The 16,652-nt window shown below is 64.8% G+C and carries 16 protein-coding genes and 1 riboswitch; of the genes, 9 read left to right on the top strand and 7 right to left on the bottom strand.

From position 1 onward, the window contains the following. Window positions 1-1,035: a Gfo/Idh/MocA family protein gene (locus LB571_RS15405; RefSeq protein ID WP_224595694.1), complete on the top strand. Its 1,035-nt coding sequence runs from the start codon at window positions 1-3 to the stop codon at window positions 1,033-1,035. Then, window positions 1,032-2,891, top strand: a complete 1,860-nt coding sequence (locus tag LB571_RS15400; RefSeq protein WP_224595690.1) for a hypothetical protein — start codon at window positions 1,032-1,034, stop codon at window positions 2,889-2,891. The genes LB571_RS15405 and LB571_RS15400 overlap by 4 nt, the downstream gene beginning before the upstream one ends. Here the strand turns inward: LB571_RS15400 and LB571_RS15395 are convergent. Continuing rightward, entirely contained in the window at window positions 2,867-3,580 is a 714-nt protein-coding gene (locus LB571_RS15395; protein ID WP_140617398.1) for a transcriptional regulator NanR, read from the bottom strand. The genes LB571_RS15400 and LB571_RS15395 overlap by 25 nt on opposite strands. 213 nt (window positions 3,581-3,793) lie before the next feature. Between LB571_RS15395 and oiaX the strand changes: the two genes are divergently transcribed. After that, window positions 3,794-5,044, top strand: coding sequence for a 3-oxo-isoapionate-4-phosphate decarboxylase OiaX (oiaX, locus tag LB571_RS15390; RefSeq protein WP_140724604.1), 1,251 nt, complete (start codon window positions 3,794-3,796; stop codon window positions 5,042-5,044). Between the two features lie 2 nt (window positions 5,045-5,046). Next, the gene (locus LB571_RS15385) at window positions 5,047-6,375 is read left to right on the top strand and encodes a four-carbon acid sugar kinase family protein (protein WP_224595688.1); all 1,329 of its coding nucleotides are present in this window, start codon (window positions 5,047-5,049) and stop codon (window positions 6,373-6,375) included. Window positions 6,376-6,392: 17 nt separating this feature from the next. Here LB571_RS15385 and LB571_RS15380 read toward each other — a convergent pair whose 3' ends face one another. Then, window positions 6,393-6,932 carry an Lrp/AsnC family transcriptional regulator gene (locus LB571_RS15380; protein WP_015318952.1) on the bottom strand — a complete coding sequence of 180 codons (540 nt, stop codon included), beginning with the start codon at window positions 6,930-6,932 and terminating at the stop codon, window positions 6,393-6,395. 48 nt (window positions 6,933-6,980) lie between these two features. On the opposite strand from LB571_RS15380, the gene LB571_RS15375 reads away from it, so the two are divergent. The 4 genes from LB571_RS15375 (at window position 6,981) to dhaL (ending at window position 10,682) form a co-directional block, all read left to right on the top strand. Next, the gene (locus LB571_RS15375) at window positions 6,981-8,156 is read left to right on the top strand and encodes an MFS transporter (RefSeq protein ID WP_224595684.1); all 1,176 of its coding nucleotides are present in this window, start codon (window positions 6,981-6,983) and stop codon (window positions 8,154-8,156) included. A 101-nt stretch (window positions 8,157-8,257) separates the two neighbouring features. Next, window positions 8,258-8,402: riboswitch (FMN riboswitch) on the top strand. Window positions 8,403-8,479: 77 nt separating this feature from the next. Beyond that, complete coding sequence (locus tag LB571_RS15370) at window positions 8,480-8,953, top strand: 6,7-dimethyl-8-ribityllumazine synthase (protein ID WP_015318954.1); 474 nt, start codon at window positions 8,480-8,482, stop codon at window positions 8,951-8,953. 75 nt (window positions 8,954-9,028) lie between these two features. Then, window positions 9,029-10,036, top strand: a complete 1,008-nt coding sequence (locus tag LB571_RS15365; protein WP_224595680.1) for a dihydroxyacetone kinase subunit DhaK — start codon at window positions 9,029-9,031, stop codon at window positions 10,034-10,036. A 10-nt stretch (window positions 10,037-10,046) separates the two neighbouring features. Then, window positions 10,047-10,682, top strand: coding sequence for a dihydroxyacetone kinase subunit DhaL (gene dhaL / locus LB571_RS15360; protein ID WP_224595663.1), 636 nt, complete (start codon window positions 10,047-10,049; stop codon window positions 10,680-10,682). Here dhaL and LB571_RS15355 read toward each other — a convergent pair. The 3 genes from LB571_RS15355 to LB571_RS15345 are packed head-to-tail and all read right to left on the bottom strand — an operon-like array spanning window position 10,679 to window position 12,710. Beyond that, window positions 10,679-11,119: an RpiB/LacA/LacB family sugar-phosphate isomerase gene (locus LB571_RS15355; RefSeq protein ID WP_015318957.1), complete on the bottom strand. Its 441-nt coding sequence runs from the start codon at window positions 11,117-11,119 to the stop codon at window positions 10,679-10,681. The genes dhaL and LB571_RS15355 overlap by 4 nt on opposite strands. A 25-nt stretch (window positions 11,120-11,144) precedes the next feature. Beyond that, a complete protein-coding gene (locus LB571_RS15350) occupies window positions 11,145-11,903 on the bottom strand; it encodes a triose-phosphate isomerase (protein ID WP_224595658.1) in 759 nt (252 codons plus the stop codon). Window positions 11,904-11,939: 36 nt separating this feature from the next. Next, complete coding sequence (locus LB571_RS15345) at window positions 11,940-12,710, bottom strand: DeoR/GlpR family DNA-binding transcription regulator (RefSeq protein ID WP_224595655.1); 771 nt, start codon at window positions 12,708-12,710, stop codon at window positions 11,940-11,942. Between the two features lie 271 nt (window positions 12,711-12,981). Here LB571_RS15345 and fba point away from each other — a divergent pair, with 271 nt between their 5' ends. Next, window positions 12,982-14,046: a class II fructose-bisphosphate aldolase gene (fba, locus tag LB571_RS15340; protein ID WP_015318960.1), complete on the top strand. Its 1,065-nt coding sequence runs from the start codon at window positions 12,982-12,984 to the stop codon at window positions 14,044-14,046. A gap of 53 nt (window positions 14,047-14,099) precedes the next feature. Here fba and LB571_RS15335 read toward each other — a convergent pair whose 3' ends face one another. Both LB571_RS15335 and LB571_RS15330 read right to left on the bottom strand, forming a co-directional pair. Next, entirely contained in the window at window positions 14,100-15,041 is a 942-nt protein-coding gene (locus LB571_RS15335; RefSeq protein ID WP_224595653.1) for a sugar phosphate isomerase/epimerase family protein, read from the bottom strand. 48 nt (window positions 15,042-15,089) lie between these two features. Next, window positions 15,090-16,607, bottom strand: coding sequence for a glycerol-3-phosphate dehydrogenase (locus tag LB571_RS15330; RefSeq protein ID WP_224595636.1), 1,518 nt, complete (start codon window positions 16,605-16,607; stop codon window positions 15,090-15,092). Between the last annotated feature and the right edge of the window lie 45 nt (window positions 16,608-16,652).

Below are 16,652 nucleotides of genomic sequence, written 5' to 3'. Positions count from 1 at the left end.
ATGGCGAGCTTAAGTGGAGCGCTGATCGGCTGCGGCTTCTTCGCCGTCAACCAGATGCATGCCTGGCACGACATCGAAGGCGCCGCGATCATCGCCGTCTGCGACCGCGATCCCGAGCGGCTCAAGATAGTCGGCGACCAGTTCGGCGTGACGCGGCGCTACACCGACGCGGCGGAACTTTTCGCCGCCGAGACGCTCGATTTCGTCGACATTGCCACCACGGTCGGCAGCCATCGGCCGCTGGTCGAGATGGCGGCCGCGCATGGCGTTCCCGTGATCTGCCAGAAACCGTTCGCGCCAACGCTGGCCGACGCCAAGGCGATGGTGAAAGCCTGCGCGGATGCCGGCGTGCCGCTGATGGTGCATGAGAATTTTCGCTGGCAATCGCCGATCCAGGCGGTGCGCGCGGTGCTCGACAGCGGCGAGATCGGCACACCCTTCTTCGGCCGCATCTCCTTCCGCTCCGGCTATGACGTGTTCTCCGGCCAGCCCTATCTCGCGACGGGCAAGCGCTTCATCATCGAGGACCTCGGCATCCACATCCTCGATATCGCCCGCTTCCTGCTCGGCGATGTGTCGAGCCTGACCGCGCGAACCAAACGCATCAACCCGGCCATCGCCGGCGAGGATGTCGCCACGATCCTCATGGACCACGCTGGCGGCGCCACCTCGGTGGTCGATTGCAGTTATGCGACCAAGCTTGCCGCGGAGCCGTTCCCGGAGACGCTCATCGAACTCGATGGCAGCGACGGCACGATCCGGCTGGCGCAAGGCTACCGGCTGACCGTCACCGGCAAGAGCGGAACCAGGGTGAGCGACGTCTCGCCGCCGCTGCTGCCCTGGGCCTCGCGACCGTGGCACAACATCCAGGAAAGCGTTGCCGCCATCCAGCGGCACTGGGTCGACTGCCTTGCATCAGGCCAGGAACCGGCGACTTCAGGCGCGGACAATCTTAGGACATTCGCCCTGGTCGAGGCTGCCTATGCGGGTGCCGCCAGCCGAGAACCGGTGCAGATCGACGCGCTGCTCAGATGACGGCGGACGCTTTCCAGCTCTACGGCACGAGCGCGGCCGAGCCCAAGCCGGTCACGCTGCGCGCGGGCGCATTGAGCGCGGAACTGGACAACGGCAATCTGCGCACCATTCGTCACGGCGGCATCGAAGTGCTGCGTGCCATAGCTTACATCGTGCGAGACCGCGACTGGGGCACCCATGAGCCTGACCTCACGGACCTGACCATCGACCAGAAGGACGACCGTTTCTCCGTCGGCTACGCGGCAAGCTGCCTCAGTCCGGACGGCAGCCGGCTCGGCTTCCACGCGACGATCGAAGGGTCCGCCGACGGCAGGCTGGTCTTCGATGTGACCGCGCTCCCCGAGAGCGATTTCGAAACCAACCGCTGCGGCTTCTGCATCCTGCACCCGATCGCCGGCCTCGCCGGCAGCCCGGTGACCGTCGAGCACACCGACGGCAGCGTGGTCGAGACGGAACTCCCCGATCTGATCGACCCCTGGCAGCCGTTCAAGGATTTGCGCGCCATCACGCATCAGGTGCGGCCCGGCGTTGTCGCGCAATGCCGGATGGCAGGCGACGCATTCGAGATGGAGGACCAGCGCAACTGGTCCGACGCCTCGTACAAAACCTATGTGCGGCCGCTGGCGCTGCCATGGCCGTATGTGCTGCCGGCCGGGCAGGCGCTGCGCCAGACGATCAGCCTGCGCATCACCGGCGATGCCAATGTGCCTGCCTCGGCGGCGCCGGCCGAACCGGTCCGCGTCGAGCTCGGGCAAGCCGGCGCGAAGCTGCCCGATATCGGCATCGTGGTCTATCCCGAGGAGATCGAGGCGGCACTTGCCGACCTGCCGTTGCTGCGAGGGCTCGGTCCCCGGCAACTGCTTTTCCACTTCGACCCGACGCGTGGTCACGGCCTCGAGGCGCTGCGCGCCCATGCCCGGCTGGCGGCCGCCTATCCTGTTTCGACGACGCTGGAGTGCGTGGTCGCTTGTGCCGGCGATCTGGACGCCGAACTTTCCGAGATCGCCGACATGGTGCGCCGGGCAGGCCTGCGGCTCGACGCCATCGCGGTGTCGCCTGCGGTCGACCGGCAATCGACGCCGCCGGGCAGTGCCTGGCCGGCATGCCCACCGCTCGAGGACGTCTACGCGGCCGCCCGCCGGGGCTTTCCCGGCCTCCGCCTCGGCGGCGGCATGTTCAGCTATTTCACCGAACTCAACCGCAAGCGCGTTCCAGCCGGCCAGCTCGGTTTCATCACCCACTGCACCAATCCGATCGTGCACGCCGCCGACGATCTCAGCGTGATGCAATCGCTGGAGGCGCTGCCCTTCATCACCCGGTCCACGCGGGCGATCTTCGGGACAAAGCCGTACCGGATCGGACCATCGACGATCGCCATGCGCCAGAACCCGTATGGTGGTGCGACCAAGGACAATCCTCAGGGACAGCGCATCGCCATGGCGAACCGCGATCCACGCCACGCCGCGCAGTTCGCCGCCGCATGGACGATCGGCTATGCCGCGCGCGTCGCACCGGCGGGACTGGAGATGCTGACACTGTCCAGTTTCGCCGGACCGTTCGGCGTGGTCGCGGGATCGGGCGAACCCGCCGCAGAGGGATCGCCGCGGCCGATTTTCCAGGCCGTCAAAGGGCTTTGTGAGTTGGCCGGGCTGACGCATGTTTCCGCCATGACGAGCGACGAGACGCGGGTCCTGGCGCTGGCCGGCCGCTCCGCGTCGGGCGAGACCATCGTCTGGCTGGCGAACCTGACACCGAACGACATGCGGGTCGACGCTTCCGCGCTTGGCCGGGGCGATCTCGTGATGTCTCCCTATGCGATTACCAGGATCGGTTACTTCTCGGAATTCATCACATAGAGCGCGCGCGAGCGCTCGAGGTGCTTGATCATCGCCTTCTCGGCGCCGTCGGCATCCCCGTGCTCGATGCGGTCGATGATCTCTTCGTGCTCGGTCAGCGTGTATTTTTCCTTGCCGGTCCAGATCAGCATTTCGGTGTGGTATTCCTTCAGCCAGCCCAGCGTGGCTTCGCTGACGGCGACATAGATCGGATTGCCTGAAATGGACGCGATCTGGGTATGGAATTTCATGTCGGCGGAGATAAAGGCTTCGGAATCGCCACGCGCGGCGCGCTGCTCGGCCACGGTCGCCTTCAGCAATTGCACATCCTCTGATTTGGCCCTTTCCGCGGCTTCCCTGACCATGCCGCGCTCGAAGAAGATGCGCGCGGTCTTCAGGTGCTCCAGCGTGTCCCGGGACGAGGACAGGATGATCTTGGCCGCACCGTCGACCTGCTTGATGATCGACTTGGCGGTCAGTTGCAGCACCTTGGCGCGCTCGCCATGCGAGATGGCGACCAACCCCATATTGCTCAGCGCCTGCATGGCCTCGCGGATCGCCGGCCGGCCGACCTCGAAGCGCTCCATCAACTCGCGCTCGGACGGCATGTCGTCGCCCGGCTGCAGTTCGCCGCTGGTGATCAGCCGCTTCAGTCTTGCAAAGACTTCGTCGGAAAGTTTGCGCCGGACGATCGGCTCCGAACGGTTCATCGTGACGAATCACTCCCTGGCCCGGTTCCTGTTTAGCATTCCCGGCAGGATTACCGGAATGCCCGCGCCTGGAGCGGGTTCGCTCCAGCTTTGCCGCAGCACACCCGCTCTTGCCGAGGCGCGGATATTTCTTGCAATACTTATGTACTCATTATACCAGATTTCCTGCGCGACGAAACTTTTTTCGAACCCTTTTCGAGCGGCCGACCGACCATGATCACGCTTACCTATCGCATCGAAACCCCTGGCAGCATCGAGGCGCTGGCCGCCAAGATCGCCAGCGACCAGTCGACCGGCACCTTCGTCGCGCTGCCGGGCGAGACCGAGGAGCTGAAGGCGCGCGTGGCGGCGCGCGTGCTGGCGATCCGGCACCTGCCGGATGCCGTGCAACCCTCTCTCCCGGGATCCGGCAGCGGGCCCTTCCGGCGCGCCGATGTCGACATCGCCTTCCCCTTCGACGCCATCGGCACCGACCTGTCGGCACTGATGACCATTGCCATTGGTGGCACCTATTCGATCAGGGGCCTGTCCGGCATCCGCGTCATCGACATGAAGCTGCCGGAACAATACCGGGGTGCCCATCCGGGTCCACAGTTCGGCGTTGCGGGCAGCCGCAGGCTGACCGGTGTCGAGGGCCGCCCGATCATCGGTACCATCGTCAAGCCGGCGCTTGGTCTCAGGCCGCACGAGACGGCCGCGATGGTGGGCGAACTGATCGAGGCCGGCGTCGATTTCATCAAGGACGACGAGAAGCTGATGAGCCCTGCCTATTCGCCGCTGGCGGAGCGGGTGAAGGCGATCATGCCAGGGATTCTCGACCATGAGCAGAAGACCGGCAAGAAGGTGATGTATGCCTTCGGCATCTCGCATGCCGATCCCGACGAGATGATGCGCAACCACGATCTTGTGCTCCAAGCCGGCGGCAATTGCGCGGTCGTCAACATCAACTCGATCGGCTTCGGTGGCATGGCTTTTCTGCGGAAGCGTTCCGGCTTGGTGCTGCATGCCCATCGCAATGGCTGGGACATTCTCACACGCCACCCCGGCCTCGGCATGGACTTCAAGGTCTGGCAGCAATTCTGGCGGCTGCTCGGCGTCGACCAGTTCCAGATCAACGGCATCGGCTCGAAATATTGGGAGCCGGACGATTCCTTCATCCGCTCCTTCGAGGCAGTGACGACGCCGCTGTTTTCATCAGACGATTGCGCGCTGCCCGTGGCCTGCTCGGGCCAATGGGGCGGCCAGGCACCCGAAACCTATGAGCGCACCGGCCGCACGGTCGACCTCCTCTACCTCTGCGGCGGCGGCATCGTCAGCCATCCGGACGGACCCGGTGCCGGCGTGCGGGCCGTGCTGCAGGCCTGGCAGGCGGCGGTCGAGGGCATTGCGCTGGCGGACTATGCCCGCGATCACATCGAACTGGCCCGATCGATCGAAAAGTTCGGCGACGGCAAGGCAGCATGAGCATGGCCGCGCAAAACCTGCTCCTCAGTTATTATGGCGACGACCTCACCGGCTCGACGGACGTCATGGAGGCGCTTGAGCTCGGCGGCGTGCCAACGGTGCTGTTCATGCACCAGCCCGATCCTTCCTTGCTGGCGCGATTTTCGCATTGCCGCGCGGTTGGATTGGCGGGCACCAGCCGAAGCGAAACGCCGCAATGGATGGAGGAAAACCTGACGCCGGCCTTCGAATGGCTGAAAGGCCTCGGGGCGGCGATCTGCCACTACAAGATCTGCTCTACCTTCGATTCCAGCCCGGCGGTCGGCAGCATTGGCCGCGCCACCGAAATCGGCAGGCGTATTTTCGGCGGGGCGAGCGTGCCGATGGTGGTCGGGGCGCCGCAGCTCAAGCGCTACACCGCCTTCGGCAATCTTTTCGCGGCGTTCCGTGGCGAGTATTTCCGCATCGACAGGCATCCTGTGATGAGCAGGCATCCGGTGACGCCGATGAACGAAGCAGACCTGCTCGCGCATCTCTCGCATCAGACCAGTCTCAGCGCCGGCCTTGTCGACCTGGCGGCATTGCAGGCCGACGATGTTGCGCAAACGGTCGACCAGGCGATGAAAAACAGGGCGATCGTCCTGTTCGATGTTGAAAGCCGCCAGACACAGAGACGCGTCGGCGAGCAGATCTGGCGCATCCACGATCAAGGCCATGGCTTCGTTGTCGGATCCTCGGGCGTCGAATATGCCTTGCTTGCCGAATGGGCCGGCAAAGGCATCGTCTCCGGGCACGCGTCGTTCGCGCCGCCCGGCCCGGTGGACCGCCTCGCGGTCGTCTCGGGCAGCGTTTCGCCTACCACCGAGAAACAAATCCGCTTTGCGCTCGCCCACGGTTTTGACGGCGTCGAAATGGATGCGATGCGACTGGTCTCGGAGGGCGCCGGCGACGCGATCGAGCAGGCGGTCGCCACCGGGCTGGCAAGTCTGGCCAAGGGCCGCAGCGTCATCCTCTACACCGCGCTTGGCCCGCAGGCCGACCGGGGCGCCGAGATCGACAGGATCGAAGGCGCGCGAAACACGCTCGGGCGAGCGCTGGGGACCATCCTGCGCCGGCTGATCGTGGAACAGAAACTCAAGCGCGCGGTGATCGCCGGTGGCGATACGTCCAGCCACGCGCTCGGACAATTGGCCATCGACGCGCTGACCGTGCGCATGCCTTTGCCGCAATCGCCGGGATCTCCGCTCTGCGTCGCCCATGGCGGCGGTGAGATCGATGGCCTCGAAATAGCGCTGAAAGGCGGCCAGGTCGGCACCGACGCCTATTTCGAGACGATCCGGCTGGGAAGCTAAGCGACGAGCCAGGTCGTTCAATACAACGGCTTGCCCATGTGCTTCGGCGTCGGCCACTGCGCCGTGATGCCGGGTTGCACCGGCCGTTCGAGATAGGTCGCCAGAACCACGTAGCTGCGCGTCGAGGTGACGCCTGGTGTCTCGTAGAGACGCAACAGCAGGCCTTCGAGCGCCTTGGTGTCCTCGGTGCGCACCTTGAGTAGTACGCATGTATCGCCGGCGACGGTGTGGATCTCCTCGACCTCGGGATATTCCGAGATCGCCATCAGTTCAGGGGTCTTGCCCCAGCCGCTGGTGTCTATGTGAACGAAGGTGAGCAGCGGTTTTCTCACCGCGTTGGGATCGATGATGGCGGCCGTATTGCGAATGGCGCCGCTGCGCCGAAGCCGCTTGACGCGCTCGTGCGCTGCCGGCGGCGACAAGCCGACGCGATCGCCGAGTTCGGCATAGCTGACGGTCGCGTCTTCGACGAGAACGCCTAATATTTTTCGGTCGGTCGCGTCGACATCCCGGGCCGCCGGCCTGTTCCGCGGAATGCCATCTGTTTCTTCATCCATAGCGGTATTCCCGATTGTCACGGAATTTAATACGGCCATTATGATGATATGTCGAACAACGATCAAGCTACAGCCTTGGGCGCGGACACCAGGCTGCCCATCCCGGCCCTCGCCTATCTGCTGACCGGATGCATCGCCGTGATCGGCTCGAATTCGCTGGTGCTGGGCCCGATCGCTCCGGCAGTGGCCGTGTCGTTCTCGACCAGCGTCCCCATGGTGATGATGGCGGCGGCCGCGTTCGGCCTCGGCACATCGGCGAGCGCCCTGTTCCTGGCACGCCATATCGACCGGCTCGGCGCGCGCCGGATGTTGCGGGCGGCCTTGCTGCTGCTGGCATTGGCCTTGGTCGCCAGCGCGGCCGCGCCGACGGTGAGCGCGCTGGTTGCCGCGCAGCTTATCGCTGGGGTCGCGGCCGGCGTCGCCATGCCGGCAATCTATGCCAGTGCCGCGGCCATCGCCCCGCCCGGGCGGGAAAGCGGCACGATCGGCGTGGTGCTGACCGGGTGGACGCTCAGCATGGTGGCCGGCGTTTCGCTGTCGGCGGTGCTTGCCGATCTCGTGCACTGGCGCGCCGTCTTTGTCGCCGTGGCCGTGCTGGCGACGCTGGCGCTTGGCGGCCTCAGCGCATCGTCGCTCCCGGATGTCCGGAAGGCCGGACCGGCGCCCGCCCCGCTGGCGGCGTTGAACATCCCCGGCATTGTGCCCCTCCTGGTTGCCTGCAGTGCTTTCATGACCGCCTTCTACGGTGTCTATGGCTATCTTGGCGACCACCTCCACAGCGGGCTGGGGCAGCCGGTCAGCGCCAACGGGCTGGCGGCCCTCGCCTATGGCGCGGGATTTGGCACGGCGGCGCTCTTCGACGGCATCATCGATCGGCTGGGCGCCCGACGCGTCATGCCCTTTGCCTACCTTCTCGTCGCCATCGTCTACGTGGCGATCGCCGCGACCAGCGGCAGCTATGGCTTGACGCTCGCCATGGTGGCTGCCTGGGGACTTGCCAATCATTTCGGGCTGAACGTGCTGGTGATGCGCCTGTCGGCGCTCGATCCGTCGCGGCGGGGCACGATCATGGGGCTGAACAGCGCGGTGACCTACCTCGCGGTGTTCGTCGGCACCACCGGCTTCGGGCCGCTCTATTCCGGCTTCGGCTTCGCCACATGCGCGGCAGTTGCGGCCTTGCTGATGCTGATTGCCGCTGGCGCGGCGGCATGGCGCACACGCTAGAACGATCCGCCTGTTGCATTGCTCCAATCGGCAAAACGTGATTGGCCAAGGACACCTGCTGCGTTGACAGCGGCCCCACCATCCTCCCATACAAAGCGCGTTAATGTTCTCAGGGCGGGGTGAAAGTCCCCACCGGCGGTAACGGTTTCGGCCGCAGCCCGCGAGCGCTCTCCGGTATCGGAGAGGTCAGCAGATCCGGTGTGATTCCGGAGCCGACGGTTACAGTCCGGATGAAAGAGAACGAAACGGAAGACGGACCGCCCCGGCGGGCCGCATTTCGTATCGTGCGTCCTGATTCTGGTTCGAAACGGAAGGATGGACCCATGAATCAGCATTCCCACAAAGACTATGAAACAATCCGCATCGCCGTCATCAGGGCGCGCTGGCATGCCGACATTGTCGACCAGTGCGTGCAAGCCTTTGGGGCGGAACTGGCCGAGATTGGCGGCGGACGCTTTGCCGTCGATATCTTCGACGTGCCCGGCGCCTACGAGATTCCGCTCCATGCCAAGACGCTTGCCGGGACCGGCCGCTACGCCGCTATCCTCGGCACGGCATTCGTCGTCAATGGCGGCATCTACCGGCACGACTTCGTCGCCAACGCTGTTATCGACGGCATGATGAACGTGCAGTTGTCGACCGGCGTGCCCGTGCTTTCGGCGGTGCTCACGCCCCACAATTTCCACGACAGCGCCGAGCATCATCGCTTCTTCTTCGAGCATTTCACGGTCAAGGGGAAGGAAGCGGCAAACGCCTGTGTGCAGATACTCGCCGCGCGGGAAAAGATCGCGGCCTGAAGCGGCGCTGCCGGGGTGGAAATCCCGGTAACGGGCTGTAGTATCCCGGAAAATACTGAGTTCGGGAGGATGCCGGTGCAGACCAAGAAGATCATCAATGACGGCAACCGTGCCGTCGACGAAATGCTCGAAGGGATCCTGGCCGCGCATCCTCGCCATCTCGGGAGCGTGGACGGCAGTCCGCGCTCGGTCATCGCCCGCGATGGACCGAGGCCCGGCAAGGTCGGGCTGGTGATCGGCGGCGGCTCCGGCCACGAGCCGACCTTTCTCGGCTTTGTCGGCAAGGGGCTGGCGGACGCGGCGGCTGTCGGCAACGTCTTTGCCTCGCCGCCGCCCGATCCGATCCTCGAATGCACCAAGGCGATCAGCGGCGGCGCCGGCGTGCTGTTCATGTACGGCAACTATGCCGGCGACGTGATGAATTTCGACATGGCGGCCGAGATGGCCGCCATGGACGACATCGAGGTGCGCACGGTGCTGACCACCGACGACGTCGCCTCGGCGCCGCGTGACCAGCGGCGGAAGCGCCGTGGTGTCGCGGGTAATTTCTTCATCTTCAAGGCGGCCGGTGCCGCCTGCGACCTGATGCTCTCCCTCGACGAATGCGAGCGCGTCGCGCGCAAGGCCAACGACCGCACCTTCACGATGGGCGTGGCACTGTCGCCCTGCTCGCTGCCGCAGACCCGGCGGCCGAATTTCGAGATCGGCACGGACGAGATGGAAATCGGGATGGGCATCCATGGCGAACCCGGCATCGCCCGCGGCAAGCTCGGGACCGCCGACGAAATCACCGACGCGATGCTGGACAAGATTTTCGCCGAGATGGCGCCGAAGCGCGGCGACAAGGTCGCGGTGCTGGTCAATTCGCTGGGTTCGACGCCGCTGATGGAGCTCTACATCATGAACCGCCGGGTCAAGCAGAGGCTCGACGCCATCGGCGCTTCGGTCCACGCGACCTGGGTCGGCAACTACTGCACGTCGCTGGAAATGGCCGGCGCTTCGGTGACGCTTTTCCATCTCGACGAAGAATTGCAGGCGATGCTCGACCACCCCTGCGACTGCGCCATGTTCCGTGCCGGCTGAGGAGCGCTCCATGACCATCGCCGCGTTCGACCTGAAAAGAATGTTCGATGCGATCGCCGTGGCGATGGAAGCCGACAGGGACCGGCTTTGCCAGCTCGACGGCGTCATCGGCGACGCCGACCACGGCATTGCCATGGCGCTCGGGTTCAACGCCGCGCGCGATGCTCTGGCATCGCTCGACCTTACGGCGGCCGAGCCGACCGCGCTCCTCAACGCCGCGGCGAAATCGTTTCTCAATGCCGTCGGCGCGTCCTGCGGCCCGCTCTATGCCACCGCCTTCATGCGCGCCGCCGCCGCCGTCAAGGGCAAGGCGACGCTGGCGGATGCCGATGTCGTCGCGCTGCTGCAGGCCATGGCGCAAGGCATCAAGGATCGCGGCAAGGCCGAAACCGGCGAAAAGACAATGGTCGACGCCTGGCAACCGGCGGCGGAAGCGGCCGGCGCCAGCAATGCAGAAGGAAAAAACCTTGCCGAAAGCCTCCAGGCCGCTTTTGCCGCCGCCGAGCGCGGCGCGGAATCGACCAAGGACATGATCGCCGCCAAGGGCCGCTCGTCGCGGCTCGGCGAGCGCTCGCTCGGCCATATCGATCCCGGTGCGGCTTCGGCCGTCACCGTCATCGGTGCGATGCGCGACAGTCTCGCTTAGCCCTTCGCCGCGTCGAGCTTGTCGATCGCCTGGACGTTGCCGGCCGACGGTCCCTTCTCGTCGAACTCCGAGGCCAGCCAGGTATCGACAATGGCCTTGGCGAGTTCCGGGCCGATGACGCGGGCGCCCATGGTGATGATCTGGGCGTTATTGGATTTCGCCGCGCGTTCGGCCGAATAGGTGTCGTGGGTGAGTGCGGCGCGGATGCCCGGCACCTTGTTGGCCGAGATCGAGACGCCGATGCCGGTGCCGCAGAACAGGATGCCGCGATCGTTCTCGCCGTCGACGATCGTCTGGGCAAGTTTCCGCGACAGATCGGCATAGAAGCCGGCCTGGCTGAGGTCGCTGACGGTGAGCCCCGGCTTGGTCGCCAGATGCGCCGATATGACGTCGAGCAGCGGCTTGCCGGCGCTGTCGGCTCCAATGGCTATTTTCATTTTTTGTCCTTTCCAGTTCGATGATTCAGATGGCGGCCGACGCGCGGCGCAGGATGTCGATGTAGCCTTCGGCCTGCCAGGCAGAGCGGCCGATGAACAAGCCGTCGATGTTGGGCTGGGCGATCAGTTCCGCGGCATTGCCGGGATTGACGCTGCCGCCATAGAGCACCGGCGGCGCGGACGGCAGCAGACCACCGGCGACCTTCTTGATCAGCGCCTGCTGCTTGTCGGCATAGTCGGAGCTGGCCGGAATGCCCTTGTCGCCGATCGCCCAGACCGGCTCGTAGGCGAACAGGATTTTTGCTCCCCTCGCCTCGCCCTCGAGGAATTGCAGTGCACCCTCGACCTGGCTGGTCAGCACCGCATCGGCCTTGCCGCTTTCGCGCTCGGCCAGCGTCTCGCCGACGCAGATCAGCGGTATCAGTCCGTGCTTGACCGCCGCCGCCGTCTTCAGCCCGACCGTGCGGTCGGTCTCGCCGAAGTGCTCGCGCCTTTCGCTGTGGCCGAGTTCGACCAGGTCTAGGCCGCAATCGTTCAGCATCACCGGGGAGATCTCCCCGGTCCAGGCGCCGGCGTCGGCCCAATGCATGTTCTGCGCGCCGACCTTGACGCGCGTCGTCGACAGCGCCTGCCCGACCTCGCGCACCGCCGTGAAAGGCGGGACGACAAAAGGCTGGATGCGATCGTCGAAACCCGCCACGAAGCCGGCCAGTGCGCCTGCAAAGTCAAGCGCCTCGGCGAGCGTCTTGTTCATCTTCCAGCTTGTACCGACCCAGTAAACCACGCGTACACCCCTTGATCCTCAATCCCCGTTTGATCATCAATCCTTGTCGGCGACCACCGTCAGCGAGACGCCGGCCGCATCCAGCGTGTCCCGCATCCCGGGCTCCGGCTCCCGCCCGGTGAAGACGGCGTCGAATGCTTTGAGATCGGTCAGGAAATGCAGCGCGCTGCGGCCAAACTTGCCGTGATCCACCAGCAGATATTTGCGTGTCGCCGCGGCCATCATCAGTCGCTTGGCCTGCACCACTTCCTGGTCCTGATGGAAGGCGGAGGCGCCATGGATGGCGGACGACGACAGGAAGGCGACGTCGGCACGCAGCGACCGCAGCGAAGCCTCGGCGAGCAGGCCGAAGAAGCCGTGGAATTTCTTCGAGTACTGGCCGCCGAGCGCGATCAGGTTGATGCCCGCGACTCCGGCCAGGTCCTGGATGACGGCGAGATTGTTGGTGATCACCGTCAGTGGCCTGAGATCGGCGAGATACCGCGCGATACCGCCCGCGGTCGAGCCGTCGTCGATGATGACCGTCTGGCCGGGTTCGATCATGGTCACGGCCGCCGCCGCAAGGCGCTGTTTTTCCCCGATCGCCTGCTTCTGCCGGTAGCGGAAATCGCTTTCAAAAAGGCTGCTCGGCTGGATCGAGGCGCCGCCGCGCACCTTGCGCAGCAAACCGCTCTCCTCGAGCTCGTCGAGGTCGCGATGCACGGTCATCCTGGAGACGCCAAAGCGGGAGGCAAGATCGTCGACGCTCGCCGCGCCGGCGTCCACCAGGAAGTCCATAATGCCTTGGCGTCTGTTGTCGCTCTTCATTCTCGCCGACCCGCCAACGCAGAAGCTGGCTCCTTGATCGAGCGAAGATATAACAGATATGATCGCGTAAGTATCATAATTTTTGTGATAATGAGATATTTCCGTGGGATATTTCGCCGGCTCTTATCGCGCCGCTGTAACAAGAATTGCTGCCGGGACGGTCTGTCACGGTTGCGGTTGCGCGGGATTCCGGCCAGAAGCATCGGTGGGCTGAACGATGCGCGGGCGGCCCGCAACCACAGGTTCGAAACCAGATACGGGAGACTAATCGTTGGCTCGCATCACACTGAGACAATTGCTCGATCACGCCGCCGAATACGGCTATGGCGTGCCGGCCTTCAACATGAACAACATGGAACAGGGCCTCGCCATCATGGAGGCTGCCGAGGAGACCAAGTCCCCGGTCATCCTGCAGGCGAGCCGCGGCGCCCGTGCCTACGCCAATGACGTGGTGCTGGCCAAGCTGATCGACGCGCTGGTCGAAATCCATCCCGACATCCCTGTCTGCATGCACCTCGACCATGGCAACAACGAAGCCACCTGCGTCACCGCGATCCAGCACGGCTTCACCTCGGTGATGATGGACGGCTCACTCAAGGAAGACGGCAAGTCGCCGGCCGACTATGCCTATAATTCCGGCATCACCAAGCGCGTCGTTGACATGGCGCATTGGGGCGGCGTGTCGGTGGAAGGCGAGATCGGCGTGCTGGGCTCGCTCGAGAGCGGCGGCGGCGAGCAGGAAGACGGCCACGGCGTCGAAGGCGCGATCAGCCACGACCAGCTCCTGACCGATCCGGTGCAGGCCGAGCAGTTCGTGCGCGACACCCATGTCGATGCGCTGGCGGTGGCCATGGGCACCAGCCACGGCGCCTATAAATTCTCGCGCAAGCCCGACGGCGCGGTGCTGGCGATGAACGTGATCGAGGAGATCCACCGGCGCTTGCCGAACATGCATCTGGTCATGCACGGCTCGTCCTCGGTGCCGGAGGACCTGCAGGAGATCATCAACAAATATGGCGGCCAGATGAAGCCGACCTGGGGCGTCCCGGTGGAAGAGATCCAGCGCGGCATCAAGCATGGCGTGCGCAAGATCAACATCGACACCGACAACCGCATGGCGCTGACCGGCGCGATCCGCAAGGTGCTGACCGAAAATCCCAGCGAGTTCGATCCGCGCAAATATCTGACGCCGGCGATGGCGGCGATGAGGAAGCTCTGCAAGGAGCGCTTCGAGCAGTTCGGCACCGCCGGCAATGCGCCGAAGATCAAGCCGCTGCCGGTTTCGGAAATGGCCAAGCGCTACAAGTCGGGCAGCCTCGATCCGAAATTCGCCTGAGTTCGATCCGGTTGCATTTCATGGACAGGAGCCCATGGGCTCCTGTCCGATTTCTATCCGGCTTTCGGCGAAATCCCCGCCCTGCCGGCGTCGATGAACGGTGCCCAATAATCGACCGACTCGCGGATCATGGCGACCACCTGATGGTCGACCGGCTCGCGCTCGCGGAAGGATAGTTCGAGGCAGATTTCGTTGTCGGTGCCGCCGCCGCGCCGCACCGTCTCCAGCAGCTTCTCAGGCGTGATGCGGCCGTCCTTGTTGTGGGCCGCGGTGAATGGCCAATGGCCGCCCTTGTTCATCGACGATTGCTTGATGTGGATGATCGGCGACTTCAGGGGGAAAGCTTCGGCCCAGGCATAGGGATCGATGTCGGCCGGATTGGAGGAAGTGACGTCGCCATGGTCGATGTCGACCATCATCTCCAGCGGAATGGCCATGCCGGCCGCGTCGATCGCGTCCTGCAGCATCCGGCAATTCTCGATCGTGTGACCGAATTCGCGACCGACCGACATCGGCTCCCAGAACAGATAGGTCAGGCCTGCCGCCCGGGCGTGGTCGGCGACCTCGCGCCAGCAGTCCAGCGCGATGTCGAACAGCCTGGCGCGACGGGCGGGGTCGTCATAGTCCCGATGCGTGAAGATGGCGAACTGCGTGCCCATGCCGCCAGCGCCAAGCTCGGCCGAGATATCGGCGAAGGTCTTGAACCAGTCGACATAGTAGCGGCGCACATCGGCATCCGGATGGCCGAAATGGTTCAGCCGGCCATAGGGGCCGGTCATGCCGGAGGTGACGCGCACGCCGGTTCGAGCCAAGGCGTTGCGGAACAGGCGGACGAACTTGACGATCGTCGCCGCCGGCCAGCCTGGGTTGACGAATTCATGCGTGAGCTGAACGTCGCGAATGCCGATCTCATAGGCGACGGTATCGATCAGATCATCCGGCTCGGCGAAGCGGTTGACCAGCGGATTGGTGTTGAGGGAGAGCGTGAAAGCCAAGGTCGCGATCCCTTCAACGCCGGCGCAGAACAGGGGCGATGAGCGCCATCAGCCTGCCCTCGCCTGCCGGCTCGCGCACCAGTGCTCAAAGGCCGACTTCTCCTCGGCGGACAAATGCAGGCCATGCTTGGTGCGCCGTTCGAGAATGTCGGCCGCGTCTTCCGCCCATTCCTGTTCAAAGAGGTAGTTCGCCTCGCGCTCGAAGAAATCCTTGCCGAAGCACCGCCCCAGTGCGGCGAGCGATCGGGCGCCGCCGACCACGGACCGCGTCCTGGTGCCGTAGAGCCGACCGTAATGCTTGAGCAGCGATGCCGGCATCCATGGATACTCGCCTGCGAGGTTGCCAAGAAATTGTTCGAAGTCGGCATTGGCGATGTCGCCGCCGGGCAGATGCGCCCTCGCGGTCCAGGCTTTGCCCATGCTGGGAAAGAACGGTGCGATCCTGTCCAGCGCATGCTCGGCCAGTTTGCGGAAGGTGGTGATCTTGCCGCCGAAGACGGAGAGCAGCGGCGCCTGCGCGTCCGGCGCGTCGAGTTCGAAAATATAGTCGCGCGTCACCGCGCTCGGATTGTCGGCGTTGTCGTCATAGAGCGGCCGGACACCGGAGAACGAATGGACCACGTCGCCCCGCGCAAGGCCGCGCTTGAAATAGCGGTTGACCACCTTGATGAGGTAATCGATCTCGCTCTCATCCGCCCTCACATCCTCGGGCCGGCCCTCGTAGGGGATGTCGGTGGTTCCGATCAAGGCTAGATCGTTCTGGTAGGGATTGATGAAGATGACGCGCTTGTCGTTGTTCTGGACGAGATAAGCCTGCCTTCCCTCCCAGAATTTGGGCACGACGATATGGCTGCCCTTGACGAGGCGGACGTTGCGCCTGGAATTCTGGCCGGCAACGCGGTTGACGATGTCGTTGACCCAAGGGCCGGCGGCATTGATCAGCGCGCGGGCCCGTACGCTGGTCTTGATGCCGGTCCTGACGTCGCGCATCTCGACAACCCAGAGGCCGCCCTCGCGGCGGGCCGCGGTGCAGGCGGTACGGGTGAGGACCTTCGCTCCCCGTTCGGCGGCGTCGAGCGCATTGATGACGACGAGGCGGGCATCGTCGACCCAGCAGTCGGAATATTCGAAGCCGCGCTTGAAACTGTCCTTGATCGGCGCGCCCTCGGGCGCGGTGCGCAGGTCGAGCGTCCGCGTGGCGGGCAGCCGCTTGCGGCCGCCGAGGTGGTCGTAGAGGAAGAGGCCGAGCCGCACCAGCCATGCCGGCCGGTCGTCCGGGCTGTGCGGCAGCACGAAGCGCATCGGCCAGATGATGTGCGGCGCCGATTCCAGCAGCACCTCGCGCTCGATCAGCGCCTCGCGCACGAGGCGGAACTCGTAGTATTCGAGGTAGCGCAGACCGCCATGGACGAGCTTGCCCGAGCGTGAGCTGGTGCCTTCGGCGAGATCGTCCTTTTCGCACAGGATGACGGAAAGCCCGCGGCCGGCGGCGTCGCGCGCGATGCCGGCGCCGTTGACGCCGCCGCCAATGACGAAGAGGTCGACTATGTCAGGGCCGACGCTCATCTTGCCGTCGCCCCACTGCCTGATTTTCGCATCATGGCCATCGCT

The sequence above is a fragment of the Mesorhizobium sp. BR1-1-4 genome (assembly GCF_020165375.1).
In the GTDB taxonomy this organism is placed as follows: domain Bacteria; phylum Pseudomonadota; class Alphaproteobacteria; order Rhizobiales; family Rhizobiaceae; genus Mesorhizobium; species Mesorhizobium australicum.
Note: the sequence above shows the minus strand (reverse complement) of the source record. Positions and strands in the feature narration are given on the sequence as shown.

Coding starts and splice junctions, on each gene's coding strand:
- LB571_RS15405 (WP_224595694.1), top strand. CDS start 1: ATGGCGAGCTTAAGTGGAGCGCTGATCGGCTGCGGCTTCTTCGCCGTC.
- LB571_RS15330 (WP_224595636.1), bottom strand. CDS start 16,607: ATGAGCGTCGGCCCTGACATAGTCGACCTCTTCGTCATTGGCGGCGGC.
- LB571_RS15400 (WP_224595690.1), top strand. CDS start 1,032: ATGACGGCGGACGCTTTCCAGCTCTACGGCACGAGCGCGGCCGAGCCC.
- LB571_RS15345 (WP_224595655.1), bottom strand. CDS start 12,710: ATGAAGAGCGACAACAGACGCCAAGGCATTATGGACTTCCTGGTGGAC.
- LB571_RS15380 (WP_015318952.1), bottom strand. CDS start 6,932: ATGGATGAAGAAACAGATGGCATTCCGCGGAACAGGCCGGCGGCCCGG.
- LB571_RS15370 (WP_015318954.1), top strand. CDS start 8,480: ATGAATCAGCATTCCCACAAAGACTATGAAACAATCCGCATCGCCGTC.
- LB571_RS15395 (WP_140617398.1), bottom strand. CDS start 3,580: ATGAACCGTTCGGAGCCGATCGTCCGGCGCAAACTTTCCGACGAAGTC.
- LB571_RS15375 (WP_224595684.1), top strand. CDS start 6,981: ATGTCGAACAACGATCAAGCTACAGCCTTGGGCGCGGACACCAGGCTG.
- LB571_RS15355 (WP_015318957.1), bottom strand. CDS start 11,119: ATGAAAATAGCCATTGGAGCCGACAGCGCCGGCAAGCCGCTGCTCGAC.
- dhaL (WP_224595663.1), top strand. CDS start 10,047: ATGACCATCGCCGCGTTCGACCTGAAAAGAATGTTCGATGCGATCGCC.
- LB571_RS15385 (WP_224595688.1), top strand. CDS start 5,047: ATGGCCGCGCAAAACCTGCTCCTCAGTTATTATGGCGACGACCTCACC.
- oiaX (WP_140724604.1), top strand. CDS start 3,794: ATGATCACGCTTACCTATCGCATCGAAACCCCTGGCAGCATCGAGGCG.